8 protein-coding genes and 1 riboswitch are annotated in these 14,148 nt (G+C 46.4%); of the genes, 4 read left to right on the top strand and 4 right to left on the bottom strand.

Features of this window, described 5'->3' with window-relative positions; translation table 11 throughout:
* The first annotated feature begins 222 nt into the window (after positions 1–222).
* Positions 223–921 (top strand): response regulator transcription factor, encoded by a 699-nt coding sequence (locus BMY78_RS29105; RefSeq protein WP_090904709.1) that lies wholly within the window; start codon positions 223–225, stop codon positions 919–921.
* A 40-nt stretch (positions 922–961) separates the two neighbouring features.
* Here BMY78_RS29105 and BMY78_RS29100 read toward each other — a convergent pair whose 3' ends face one another.
* Positions 962–1,402: a hypothetical protein gene (locus BMY78_RS29100; RefSeq protein ID WP_090904708.1), complete on the bottom strand. Its 441-nt coding sequence runs from the start codon at positions 1,400–1,402 to the stop codon at positions 962–964.
* Positions 1,403–1,627: 225 nt separating this feature from the next.
* On the opposite strand from BMY78_RS29100, the gene BMY78_RS29095 reads away from it, so the two are divergent.
* The 3 genes from BMY78_RS29095 to BMY78_RS29085 all read left to right on the top strand — a co-directional run bounded on the left by BMY78_RS29095 (position 1,628) and on the right by BMY78_RS29085 (position 5,531).
* Positions 1,628–2,770 carry a virulence factor gene (locus BMY78_RS29095; RefSeq protein ID WP_090904707.1) on the top strand — a complete coding sequence of 381 codons (1,143 nt, stop codon included), beginning with the start codon at positions 1,628–1,630 and terminating at the stop codon, positions 2,768–2,770.
* Between the two features lie 142 nt (positions 2,771–2,912).
* A riboswitch (Lysine riboswitch) is annotated at positions 2,913–3,130 on the top strand.
* Positions 3,131–3,246: 116 nt separating this feature from the next.
* Positions 3,247–4,713, top strand: coding sequence for an amino acid permease (locus BMY78_RS29090; RefSeq protein ID WP_090904706.1), 1,467 nt, complete (start codon positions 3,247–3,249; stop codon positions 4,711–4,713).
* A 173-nt stretch (positions 4,714–4,886) separates the two neighbouring features.
* Positions 4,887–5,531: a class D sortase gene (locus BMY78_RS29085; protein WP_177185910.1), complete on the top strand. Its 645-nt coding sequence runs from the start codon at positions 4,887–4,889 to the stop codon at positions 5,529–5,531.
* A gap of 122 nt (positions 5,532–5,653) precedes the next feature.
* On the opposite strand, the gene BMY78_RS29080 is transcribed toward BMY78_RS29085, so the two are convergent.
* The 3 genes from BMY78_RS29080 to BMY78_RS29070 all read right to left on the bottom strand — a co-directional run bounded on the left by BMY78_RS29080 (position 5,654) and on the right by BMY78_RS29070 (position 14,127).
* Positions 5,654–10,129, bottom strand: coding sequence for an LPXTG cell wall anchor domain-containing protein (locus BMY78_RS29080; RefSeq protein ID WP_177185909.1), 4,476 nt, complete (start codon positions 10,127–10,129; stop codon positions 5,654–5,656).
* Positions 10,130–10,399: 270 nt separating this feature from the next.
* Complete coding sequence (locus tag BMY78_RS29075; RefSeq protein ID WP_090904703.1) at positions 10,400–11,527, bottom strand: transglutaminase domain-containing protein; 1,128 nt, start codon at positions 11,525–11,527, stop codon at positions 10,400–10,402.
* 200 nt (positions 11,528–11,727) lie between these two features.
* Positions 11,728–14,127: a YcdB/YcdC domain-containing protein gene (locus BMY78_RS29070; protein ID WP_090904702.1), complete on the bottom strand. Its 2,400-nt coding sequence runs from the start codon at positions 14,125–14,127 to the stop codon at positions 11,728–11,730.
* Between the last annotated feature and the right edge of the window lie 21 nt (positions 14,128–14,148).

Below are 14,148 nucleotides of genomic sequence, written 5' to 3'. Positions count from 1 at the left end.
TAATAACTACTCGATGTAGCTTTGGGAAATTTTGAATGATCGGCAAATGAGCTGCATTCATGGTAAAATACTGAAGTTTGGCTTCAACTCTATAGAACTTACTACATATGCATCCTATATTCTGGAATACAAACATTAAAAATTTTGCAGCATTTCCACACAAATTACGACATTTTTTTAGAAGTTTCTTAACAAATTCATTTCATCAGGAGTGTGACCTCAATGTCTATCAAAGTTCTTCTTATAGAGGATGAGAAAAATCTGGCCGACATGATTGCTTTCTTTCTTGAGGAGGAGGGTTACATAACTGAACGGGTTCATCATGCACGCGAAGCACTTCATCTTTTCCCACGATTCCTGCCCGATATTGTAGTGACTGACTTGATGCTGCCTGAAACAGACGGTAATGATCTGGTTGATGCGTTTCGCCAGCACTCAACTGTACCCATATTGATGATCTCGGCCAGCACCATGCTGAATGATCGGCTCCGAGCGTTACATAATGGTGCGGATGATTTTCTATGTAAACCCTTTAGTCTGAAAGAGCTTGATGCGCGGATTAAGGCATTATTGCGCAGATCAGCTATCTCCTACCCGGACAAGCCCATAAAAGAGGACAAACCTGCTGAAGTTGTCGGACATGTCAGTGTCAATGAGTACAGAAGAACCTTGTTTGTGGATGGCATTGAAATTGAGGTCACTCATATTGAGTTTGAAATTATGAAGGAGTTGTACCGGAATCCCGGCAAAGTGTTCACCCGCAATGAACTTATGGATCGAATTAAAGGCTCAGAAAGGGCCTATTTGGACCGTACAATCGATGTGCACATCTCCAGTCTGCGTAAAAAAATTGAACCCGACCCCAAAAATCCACGGTATATCAAGACGGTTTGGGGAACGGGATATAAATACGTCATTTAGTACAAGCCGAAATGAAATAATGGCTCATGTCCTCTCTCTGTCATCGTCTGATCGACTGGGTTGAGGGCTGAGCTGTTTTTGTTCTGTATGCAAAAGAATGCAGCCACCGCTGGATTTCCATGATCAACCGCTCTGGTTCTTCCTCTTGCCAGAGGATCATCTTTATCAGACCCGTACCCGTAATAAGCTGCAAATGGCGCTTGCGAATCAACGATTGGAAATCCGTAATCACCAGTAAAGGAATCTGAGGCATAAATGCCCGAATGGCATTGGCTGCTGATACGGCTTGCGCGGCGTCCTGATAGTCCACAATACAACAGTGAGCTTTGCCCCATTCCGCCTCCTCTTTGCTTTCCGTGTTCTTTTCTTTCTTCACTACGGACTCCCTCTGCTCATCTGTTATCCACTCATTCAACAATTCAATCATATTGTCATAATCAATACCACGACTTCCGTCCGAAAGTACGGTAATGGGTTCCATAGCAATAACCTCCAGTTCATTCTCTCTTCTTATTGTGCCAATCTTCATTTAAAAATGTTCGTGTGTGAACATAAAAGAAGTGTTAACTATCTTCGTACTTCTTCACAAACTGTGTAAGGTTCATTAGCCAGTTCGCAGTTTGCTGCAATTCATGTAAAATAGGGATATGCCCGTGCTCATTGCGGGAACTTTAAGAATGAATCCGGTACAGGAGGTTATGAACCGATGAATATTGTTTCCATTGAACCAACACCCAGTCCCAATACGATGATGCTGCATCTGGATGAACGTCTGGAAGACGGGATCCGCAGAACATATACACTGGATAACGAACGATCTGCTCCGGCGTTTATTCGCCAGATGCTTCATATTCCCGGAGTAAAAAGTGTATTCCACACAACCGACTTCGTAGCGCTTGACCGTAAGGGAAATGCGGATTGGTCCGTCATTCTTGGCGAAGTTCAAAGCCGTCTGGGCCAACAGGGAATTGATCTGGACTGGATTGAATCTGAAGATGCCTCTGGTGAACACTTCGGTGAAGCACAGGTATTCGTTCAATTCTTCAGAGGTGTGCCGATGCAAATTCGGGTCAAAGCCGGTGCCAAGGAAGAGCGTATCTCGCTCTCGGATCGGTTCGTCAAAGCCGTCACTGAAGTCGCCAGTGCAACGCTGATCAAGGAACGGAAACTGAGTGATTATGGCGTCCGCTACGGGGAATTGCCTGATATTGCACGGGAAGTTGAACAGGAGCTGGAAGCAGCCTATCCGCCAGAGCGTCTGGAACGCGTAATTCAACAAGCCATTGAGCACGGCACCAATGCCGAAGAGTTCGTGGAACGTCGCCGTCAGCTGGATGGTACCGAGCTTGAAGAAGCTCTGCATCATGAGGACTGGAATGTTCGATACGCTGCATTTGATGGTATGGAGCCTACAGCAGAACGACTGCCACTCGTAGCCCATGCACTTCATGACAGTAAAATGCAGATACGCCGGCTGGCTGTTGTATATCTCGGTGATATTCGTACACCTGAAGCGATGGAACTGCTATACGAAGCTCTGCAAGACAGTTCGCCTGCTGTACGTCGGACTGCGGGAGACACCCTCTCGGATATCGGTGATCCAGCAGCAACGGCAGCCATGACAGCTACGTTATCCGACAAAAGCAAGCTTGTACGCTGGCGTGCGGCCCGCTTCCTGTATGAAGTGGGAACCGAAGAAGCAGAGCAAGCTCTGCGAAAGGCAGCCAATGACCCTGAGTTTGAAGTCAGCCTGCAAGCCAAAATGGCACTGGAACGGATTGAATCCGGCGAACAGGCAGCCGGAACTGTATGGCAACAGATGGCCGGGCGTAACAAGACGTCGGAATAGTCCTTTCGATTCATATCCAACAATTGTTATTGCACTGGAATACCATGGGGGTTATACTGGTTGTCTGTTTGCTAAACAGAACACGAAGTGTTACGTTCTGTGATTTATAATTTCATAGACAATAGATACACCTCATCCATGATGATGAGGTAGAGGTCGCGGGTGCGATCAGTACGCTGAAGGAGGCGCTAAGGAGCCGCTTATGAATTCAGCCGAAAGGTGCACCCGCCGAAGCCCACAGGACGGTTCCTTACGTTGTCCAGTGCGGCTGGGGCTGTTGCCGAAAGGTGCAGAACTGTCACAGATGTATGATGCCTTCCCCGGAGGGTATGATTTCTTCTGTGTTGAGCTATCTTAAACATTTGGGACGAGGTGCGGACGATTGATAATAAAGACCGCAGGCTAATGCCTGCGGTCTTTTATGTTATGTTCCATTGTTCGGATCCCATTAGTACGCTGAAAGAAGGAGTGTTTCCATGCAAGACCGCAACAACCAAACTACAACAGGACCTACCCTGAAAAAAGGATTACGCGCACGGCATATGACCATGATTGCACTCGGCGGATCCATTGGTACAGGGCTGTTCCTCGCAAGCGGCACCGCGATTTCCAATGCAGGCCCCGGCGGTGCATTGATTGCTTACGCTGCCGTTGGCATCATGGTCTTCTTTCTTATGACCAGTCTCGGAGAACTGGCTACCTTCATGCCCGACTCCGGTTCATTCAATACGTATGCGGCCCGCTTTGTCGATCCGGCCCTTGGGTTCGCCATGGGCTGGAACTTCTGGTACAACTGGGCGGTCACCATTGCGGCAGAGCTCGCCGCCGCAACCGTACTCATCAAATACTGGTTCCCTGACAGTTCGTCCATGTTGTGGAGTCTGTTATTTCTCGTATTAATCTTTGCCCTGAATGTGTTGTCCGTTAAAGGCTATGGAGAGTCGGAATACTGGTTCGCCATTATCAAAGTCGCTACAGTAATCATCTTCCTTACCGTTGGTGTGCTCATGATCTTTGGCATTATCGGCGGAGAAGCGGTTGGATTCAGCAACTTTACCGTGGGAGACGCACCATTCCATGGCGGATTCTTTGCGGTTCTCGGTGTATTTATGGCTGCAGGGTTCTCTTTCCAGGGAACGGAGCTCATTGGTGTCGCAGCCGGTGAGAGCGAAAATCCGCGTGAAAATGTCCCTCGTGCTATTCGGCAAGTGTTCTGGCGCATTCTGATTTTTTACATTCTGGCGATTACAGTCATCAGTCTGATCATTCCTTACACACATCCGAATCTGCTCAAAGGGGATCTGAAAAATATCGGAGTCAGTCCGTTTACGCTTGTCTTTGAAAAAGCGGGTCTGGCCATTGCTGCTTCCGTCATGAATGCCGTTATTCTGACCTCTGTACTGTCTGCCGGGAATTCGGGCATGTATGCTTCAAGTCGCGTTCTGTATGCTCTCGCCCGCGATGGCAAAGCACCTCGCTTCCTCGGTCGGCTGAACAAAAAGGGCATTCCAATGAATGCCCTGCTCTTGACTACAGCGGTGGGTATGCTGGCTTTTCTAGCCTCCCTTTTCGGTGATGGTATTGTATATACCTGGCTGCTGAATGCGTCCGGTATGTGTGGCTTTATCACCTGGCTCGGTATTGCCATCAGCCATTATCGCTTCCGCCGTGCGTATGTGGCCCAAGGCCGGGATTTAAACGATCTGCCCTACCGTGCACGCTGGTTCCCATTCGGTCCAATCTTCGCTTTTGTGTTATGTATCATCGTCATTATTGGACAGAACTATCAGGCGTTTACGGGCGATCAGATCGATTGGAGTGGAGCCCTTGTCGCTTACTTGAGCGTTCCACTGTTTCTGATCTTATGGTTGGGTTATAAATTCATCAAGAAAACAAAAGTCGTACCACTACAGGATTGTGATTTTACCACATCATCAGAATGATTATCCCCAAATAATGATATCGATCAACATTGGGTTACTCCATGTATATAAACAGGCAGCTTTTTCTTTCTATGAAAGAAAAAGCTGCCTGTTTGATTTGTCCAGGTTTTGTATATGTCCCTATGTTTACAATAGAACAGTTAATCTATTTTGACAAAAGGGGTCCATGTACGATGAAATTATTTTTTTCCATGCTTGTTGTTCTGGGGATCTTACTTCTTTTCTTGCCTCTTCTGCAGGAAAAGTATTTTGACTGGCAGCAAGCCAAAGTTATGGATGAGCTGAAACAGCTACAACTCGACCTAACTAAAATCAATGAATCTTTTGAACAAGCCAGACAGGATCCTGCCTCAATCGATGATGATACCGAAGACAAAGAACAGGAAAGTTATCCTCATGCACTGGGGGTTATTACAATTGATGAGATTGATGTGCAACTGCCCATTCTGGAGGATGCAACTGAAAGCAATATGAAGGTTGCAGCAACGCATCTTGTGGAGACGGCCCGCATCGGGACTGAAGGAAATGCAGCGATTGCCGCTCATCGTGCTCACAAAAAAGGACGCCTGTTCAACCGAATGGGAGAATTGGAGATTGGTGATTGGATTAAAGTAACTCTGGCAGATCAGACCCATATCCAATACAAAGTGGATCAGATATCCGTTGTGGAGCCTACGGACTTGTCCGTACTTGAGGACCCGCATCTGGGACAGGTGCTTACCTTGATTACGTGTGATCCATTAGTCAATCCAACACATCGGCTGATTATAAGAGCCGTCCAAGTGACTTCAGAGGTTGCTCAGCGTGACCTGCCTTAACCATGCTGTACAAACTAAAAACACCCCTGGCATGCGCGCGGTGATTCTGAATCTCGGAAGCGCTTATGCTGGGGGTGTTTTGTTGTAGATGTAAAGAAATATCCGAGGTTACATGTTCCCGTCTACGGGTTCATCTGTTTTCTTCGACGGAGATACAAGGTTCCCATACTGCCGAGAATAATCAAAAGAGTCCCTACAAGAGTGTATCCCCATGTGCTCTCTTCTCCTGTTTTAGGCAGCATGCCCAGGAAAGAGCCATCCTCCCCTTCCTCTGCTCCTGCAACATTCGTATCTGCAGGGGAGGATGTATGATCCCCTCCTGGGCTAGTAGCATCGCCAGCATTAGCAACAGCTGAAGGCTTCTCTTCGTCAACAACAGTCGAATCTCCCGGTTTGGAAGGGGATTCTCCCCTATCCGGATCCGTTCCTTGGTCGGTTTCATCCTCTGGTTCTGAAGTTTCAGGCGTTACCACTGTGCCTGGAACTGTTGTGCCCGGAGTTGATGGATCTGGCGTGGATGTCCCAGGATTTGGTGTTCCTGTACTTGGTGTTCCCGGATTATAGGGCTCACTTGGCCCGCCAGGTACGGGAATGGCGATATTCGTCTTTTCCACCACTACGGTTTCCGTCTGTTTATCCGTAATCTCGAATTCAACCGACGTTTTGTCCAATTTATAACCTGCAGGTGCTTTTATTTCAACCAGTTGATACTTATTGGGTTCCAAATCCTTCAGAACGATTTCACCATTGGAATTGGTAGTCAGATTTGCTTCATCTACCCCTGTTACCACATCGAATCTCCAGTTTCCTTCCGCATCCAGCAGGGCCGTTTGAGCACGCAATTCAAATACAGCTCCTTGTAGATGCTGTGTTTTGTTTGCATTGAATTTAATCAGTTTCACGGAACGATCGTTTGCTTTGTTCTCAATGGTCAATTGCGTTTCCGGCTTCGTAATGTTGACTTGCGTTTCCGGCTGTTCGATTACAAAACCTTCTGCCTTGGTCTCAACCAAGGTGTATGGCCCATAAGGCAAGCTGTCAAATTGTATCATGCCGCTCATGTCCGTAACCTTCGTAGCGATTACGGTATCTGTACGATCGTCACGCAGTTCAAATTCGATTCCGCTTAACACCGACTTGTCCTTGGCATTTACTTTGGTAACCACCAGCTTGGCATTCATGCCCTGCCCATTGGTCTGGATGAGGGTTACAATCTGTGTTTGATCCGCTACAATCGTGAACGGTATGGGCGTTTCATCCAGTTGGTAGAATTCAGGCGCTGTTACTTCGACTAACTCGTAATTCCCTGGCGCCAGATCACCTTTGGCAATCGTTCCATCCTCACCCGTTGTTAACGTGTCGATCAACTCTCTGGTTTGAGCATTTTTCAAGTACAACTCGAACGTTGCGCCTTTTAGCTTTTTGTTGCTGTCAGCAGCATCTACCTTGGTTAATTGGAAACCTTGACGAATTTTCTCGTTGACAACTTCAAACGATTCATCTGCATCCTTAAACTGAATTGTTTTCCCTGTGGCAGCACTATATTCTGCATTAACAAGGTAACCCGCTGGTGCTGATACTTCCTTCAGCCTGTAGGCTACACCATCGGTTTGATGTAATCGATAATTCCGGGAGGTAACTGCCTCACCTTTCGCATCTGTCGGTTTCAACGTTTCCAGCAGCGTCGTTCCCGATGCATTATAGATCGCGAATACCGCTCCTTCCAGCGGAAGGCCTGCGTCATCGACTTTGTGAATTTTGATTTTACCCACACCTGTGGATGCTCCACCGCCAGCTCCAGCCATGTAAACGCGAATACCACTCTGCTGATCTGAACCCGTCACTGATGACGATTGACCCGCAAATTGAACTTTATTTTCGATTCTCGCACCACTATCGGCATTAATAAAGGATTGATATTCCAAAATTAAAGCACTTTTCATCTCATTCTTAAAGGTGAATGTAAAGGTGTTGCCTTCCACCACTAGCTCATACTCATCGGCATCCACCAAACCTGCCTTGGTTGATACATTGCCTGAGTTGTTCGCAGGCAGATCGGTTGCATACAGCTTTAACGTATCTGCGAGCAAAATCTGATTATCTGATAACTTATCCGTTAATACTGAGCCTGCTGCAATATATGATTGGCTTGGGTTGATATTTACCGTCCAGGAAGCTTTATCACTTGAACCGATTTGCTGCCCTGTTTTGTGTACATATATACCACCGTGTGCTGGTGTGACTTTCGCTTCTTTGTCAAATCGAACTGTGCCACCCTCACCATCTGTCAGGATCGCATGATTGGCGTACGTGCCCTCAACATCAAATTCCCCGTCCAAACTCGTTTTATACACGATCCGGTAGGCTGCTTTTCCGATGTTGCCAAGGTCTAAAGCGAAGCCTTTACCATCCGGGTTCAATTGGAATTGGTCTGGTGTCAGAGTAACCTCGTCACCAATCGCAGTGACATTATTGCTTCCCTGTAACAAGAGCTTATTCACTTTCAAAGAACCATCTACAAAAGATTGATCCCCCGTGTACGCATCCTTGAGAATAGCGTTCTGAATGTCGTACAAATTATAATTCACATCAATTGTCCAAGTGATCGTTTTGTCCTTGGCGCTATATTCTCCCTTTTTATTACCGTTCTGTATCGTGTAATCAAGCGGTCTAACTTCGGCAGATTTGGTGATTGAAGCTTGTGCTACATTCGCTTCTTTCCAATTCAATGTAGCCTCATTCCGATATACATTGTCGGTTGGCATACCTGCCGTCGGATCAAAGCTGGTCTTATACGTGATTACATGCTCTTTGTTGATCAACCCGCCAGCCTTCAATCGAATGGAGAAACCTTTTTCAAAGTTCACATCATCACTTGGGTCAGCTACGGGCTCCGTTTCAAACTGATCTTGCTGATCACCACTAATTTGCAGACTGCCCGGAATCAACTTCATATTTCTTCCTGCGTAGTTGTCTGTAATGACGATGTCCGTCATTTCCTTCAAATCACGGTTCAGCACAATCTGCCACTCGATTTCTTTCGTATTGAAGTTTTCACGTTTTACACTTTTCGCAAAAATGACTTCCTCAATATTCCTCGTGCCTTCTTTGGTTGTTCCATCGTGCATGGTCACTTTATTCTTTACCGTACCATTCGCATACACACGATCAATCGACTGGGTTTCATATTCGATCTCGTAGGCCTTCTTGATCCCCTCGTTAAAATGTAACTTGAAGCCTTCATCGAAGCCTGTGCCGACCCCGGTGAGTGTATATTCATTGGAATCTACTTGAGTCTTCCCTGCTGGTTTTCCGCTAGTATCGATGTCCACCTGGTATACTTTGACCGAGCCAGCAACCAATTGTTGTTTTGCAGTATCAAAACGATCTTCTATCCATGCATTCGCCTGAGCGATCTCTTGTTGATTGTAATTGTATTGCACTTTCCATGTGATCGTTTGGGTCACCGGGTTGTAGGCACTCTCTTGCCCTGACTTGTTCAGTGGTTCATTGAAACTCACTGTCACTCGACCGATATCCGTTTCGTTATGCTCGCTCTGATCCCCTGTAAGCTCCACCTTGTTCTCATACTCAATGTTTGTAAAAGGGGCAGTTGTTGGCGCTTTAATACTTGTTTTGTACGTCACCCGGTACGCTTTATCAATATCACCCAGGTTAATCGGAAATTGAGATTCGGTACTAAACAGATTTCCTAATTTGACAGATCCATCTAATTGAACCTGCAATTCACGAATCTCAATGTTCCCCTTGAGCTCCAAATTTGCCGGAAGTGTATCCGTCAGCACCGCATTTTGGATTTGTTTCTCCCCTTGGTTAAAATCAACAGTCCAGGTAATTTCATCCGAGTTAAAGCCGTTATTATTCGCGAATCCCGATTTCGTAAGTTCATCCTTGGCTGTATTCGCAAAGTGTACATTTAATGTAACAGCACCATCACGAATGAAATCAAATACGATCGGCTGCTTCAAGCCACCATCCATTTTGCTCTCGTCGAACTTGATCCAGACGTAGAAGTTTCCTTCTAATTTGGAACCAACGATCTGCTCGTTGAAGGTAAATACAACTTTGCCGTCTGGATGAACCACGTACTCCCCAACATCACCATCCAATGTTCCTTTTAACTGTGACTCGATCTTGAATTTGTCAGGCAGGTTAAACGTATACGTGGAACCTGCCTCATACCCATGAGAATCGTTTGGCAGTGCCCATGTAAAGAAGACAGCCACCTCATCCTTGATACTTGGTCTGACTGTCTCAATTTCGTCCCCTTGAGGCCGAACCGTGCCATTGCCATCCTCTATCGGTTTTTGATTATACATTTGAACACTTGTAATTAATTGATCCGTGATCTCTTGTGGAGCAGCACTGGCTGCCGCCATAGCAGCTTCATTCGCAGCATCATCTTGATCGAGATCAAGCTCTGCAGGTTCAACCGTGTCGTGTTCCAATAATGATTCCACCGTCGTATGTTCTGTCATCGTATCTTGTGCATATATGTTTGGTGAAAATAACCAGCCTTGCATCAATTGCGTGATCAACAGCAAAACAATGGCCACAATGCTCAATTTTTTCTTCATTTGTTGCTTATTCCTCCTCGTGCGTAGTGTCGGCATACGCCAAAGATCAGAATAACAAAGCAACCTATACAAAAAATATACAACACACATGCATGTGAATGTACACCATAATATCATTTTGAATCTAGGCGATAAGTGACTTCCCCTCGCCAATAGCCGGTGGAATAGAGTAATGCAACATGCTCACAGCAAAAAAAGAACGCTCCTCTTCGGAAGCGTCCCTGTAAAATAACAACATCAATTTACGATTGGAATAGTCCAAGCTACATATTACATGGTCCAGGTAATTTTCACACGCAGATCGACAGTATCCTCCATGTTGGACACGTAATACGATATCGACTTCATGCCAAGCTGATACAAATCCTGCAAATCCTCCACTAGCCCCGTTTCAGTACCCTTGTATCTGAAAGTCAGCGAGGTTCCGCCATCCTTGAGCACACTCTGAACTTTAGTTTTCAGCGCGGCATGACCACTAATCGCATCACTTTCGTCGTAGAGCGAGTATTCCAGTGTATGATACAGCTTCTGGTACGCGGTTGCCTTGCTTCCTCCCGCCTTCACCAAAGTTTGCAAAGCTTCACGATAGGGAGCAGATGCAGCAGGATACTTGCCTTTAGCTGTCCAGACATGGTCACGTGCCATCTCATCATCACTGAGCAAATAATAATTATGACTTACCTTACCCTTACGGTCAGGAGTAGGATCGTCCCACGTCGTATCCATATGGTACCACTTGCCATCCAGCTTGACGAGATTCCAGGCGTGTAATTGCTCACCAGCCGTTCCTTCCACAATCCGGTTTTCTATACCCACCTGCTCCAGCATGCGATAAGCCAGCAATGAATAGCCCTGACATACAGTACTGCCGGTAACAAGTCCATCGTATGCAGTATATTTCTGCAAGGATGTATCGTAGGAAAGGTTAAGTACAATCCAGTCATGAATGGCTTTAACTTTCTCATGATTCGTCATACCGGGCACGATAATCTCTTTCAGCACGTTGGTCACCTTACGGTTCACATAATCGGTCTGCTCCTTCGTTTCCCGATAGGCCAGCTTTACATGTACCTCTGCGGATACATTGGAGCCTTTATAATTAAATGCGTAACTTTTAACGGTATATTGAATATAGGGATCACTGGTCATTGCTTCGTCAATGGAGCTCTGCAACTGTTTTTTGAGGCCTTTCACATTGCCTTTGTATGTAAAAACAAGTTCCTCCGTTCGCTGGGACATCGCGGTAAGCAACGTCTCGCGCAGATCCGTATTCGTGGATATGTCTGATGTTCCCGACGCCGCATACAGCTGATCCAGATCGACTGCATGTGGCAGTGCCACAGCGACGAGACAGCCAGCCAGTAGCAGGGTTATCACTCGTTTTCCGTGCTTGCCCATGAAAGGATACCACCTCTCTTTGCAAAGTTCTCATGCCTCATTGTATCACAAAAGGGATTGACGGCAGGCTTCTAGTTTTGTCGAAAAGCATCAAAAGAGACCCTCCGCAGAAGGCCCCTCTGTCTTCAGTAAAACAAACCTAACCTACCCCGTTATCCTCATCATATGACTCTTCCGGGCAATTATGCAACAAACTCCAATCAATATAAACGATTTCCGCTCATAAAGGTATCCGTCTTGCCCTGAAGCTTGGCCAGACGTTCCAAGACCTGAGCCGCTTCGGCAACCGTCACTTTGCGTGCAGGCATGAAGCGTCCTTCGATCGACGGCAACAATCCCAGCTTGATACTGAGGGAGACAGCTCCCTTGTTGTTGACCGCACTGGCATCTGCCAGATTGGGAAGATCCGATGGCAATGTGTAGAATCCGGCTAATTTCTCATAGCGCAAAATGCGCACGAGCAATACCGCCAGCTCTTCACGAGTCATCTCCTCTTCTGGATTTAGCTTCGTTTCAGAGTCGGCACCCGCTAACCAGCGCTGATCGATCAATGTCCGCACAGCTTGGTAATAAGAGCTCTCTGGGGTAATGTCAGCATATAGCTTCTCGCTCCCGTTTCCACTGTAATACATATCCATATTCGGGTTGACCGCTCTTGCCAGATAGGTAAACCAATCACCCTTTGTGATGACCCGGTCTGGGAATACACGACCCTGCTCATCTGCAAGAATTACGGCATGTTGAGTCATATTCCGAAGTGCAGCCTCCGCCACATGACCTGAAATATCACTAGGTTCAACATTCGCAGTGGCACTTCCGCTACCATATAAAAACTTCCATTCTCCAGTATTAGCATCAAGTACTTCATAACTGGCGGAAATCGAATTTCCATCTCGTGTAGGCTGGTAAACCAGGTTTACAGCCGAGGGAACGACCTGACCGGTACTCATGGCATAACCACCGCAGCGGGAGTAAGCCAGTGTTAACTTGAATGCTTCCAGATAGGTTGCCTTTGCCTTTTCATAACTGATGGCTGGTTTGGTGTTTCCAGGCAACTGTTCAGGCGTTGCAGCAATCCTTGTATAAAATTCGTTGATGGCTCCATCCTTCAGGACTTGTACTTGCACTGTATCATCCATAACCGCAATTCCGTTCATATAGCGCTGGAACATAAATGTACGTGCACCTTCAAATTCAAGCACACTGGACAACCGGAATTGTTCTGATGCACTCGGAACCAATGCAATCACCTTATTGATTGCAAGTTTCTCGGCTTGTGTCCGGGTTACGGACTTAGTCTCATTCTCATCCGCTGGTTTCTCCTGCGCAGCACCCGGCTCCACCCGCTGATACAAGCTGTAACTGTAAATCTGTCCAGTAAGCGCATCTACCTGTGCTGAAATATCTCTCATGAACATGTAGGATACATTCGCATTTCGATTGCTCCAGCTCAGGCTCCATACTTGATTGTTAGGACTTGCATACTCACCTTTGCTTAACTGACTATGCTCCAACTTGTAACCTTTCGGAATATCAAAGTTCTTTTTAATTATGTTCTCGGCTTGTTGTGCATTTAATTTCTGACCGTTCGCTGCGACAAAAGGAGCTACACTTCCTTTTAAAGGTTTATTCTGCTGTAAAGAATCTTCATCACCAATAGCTTTTCCAGTCATCTCGTTAATCGGCTCCAGTGTACTAGCATCCAGCGGAACCATGCTGGAATTCTTCGGCATATAACCAAGATAATACTTTTGTCCTTTGGGCGAAGATAGACGATCAGTCGAGATATAAGCGAGCTGTACATCAAATTGCTCCTCAAATCGTTGACTGGCCTTCTCTTCCGATACTGCCGACTTCGATGAAGGATATTCAGCTCCGGTTGTACTTCTTGAATATCCTGTCACCAAGCCACTTTCATCCACACTTATGTAGATCGTCTCTGCCTCAGACAACAAACCTTCATGCTTGAGCTGGTAGCCATATCGATATTCCGTTCTGCCAAACAAAGATTGCTGTGCAGTAGATTGATACACATCTCCAAGAGAAGCAAACTCATTTTCTTTCAATCCGGGAATAGCTTTGAACAGTAATGCCTCTGCATACACCTCAGCCTCGTCTTTAGTCAATTTGACATCAGAATCAGTAGACTGCTTATCCAGTAATTCAGAAGGCAAATGTACGCTTAGTACTTCCCCCGTGCCCGCATGAACCGTTGCGCTGAATCCCATCGTATGATTTCCTTCGACAATTTGAAAGCCAATCTCCCACGCCTTGTAATCCGGCGGTGGATAAGAGTTCGGTGAATCGAATCGTACGGATGCAATCGTCGCCTTTTTCAACAATGGAAATAATTTCAATATATTCTCGCTGGCTTGCTTGGAGGAGATTTTGGCTCCTTCAGGCACCTCGTTGTCTGTTAATCCAAGTGGTTGTTCCGTTTCCCCCGCTGCCGATTCTGTTACCTGTTCCGCTGTCGCTGCCGACGCACTGCCTGCAAACCCTGGTGTCTGTGATGCCAGAAGCAAAGTTGCCATGGCTGCTGTAGCCGCTTTGGCTGTAAACATTTTGAATCGCACATTAAAATTCCAATCAAAACTCAAATCTGGACCTCTCCCTTCAAT

The organism is Paenibacillus sp. OK076, from assembly GCF_900110055.1.
Lineage (GTDB): Bacteria > Bacillota > Bacilli > Paenibacillales > Paenibacillaceae > Paenibacillus.
Note: the sequence above shows the minus strand (reverse complement) of the source record. Positions and strands in the feature narration are given on the sequence as shown.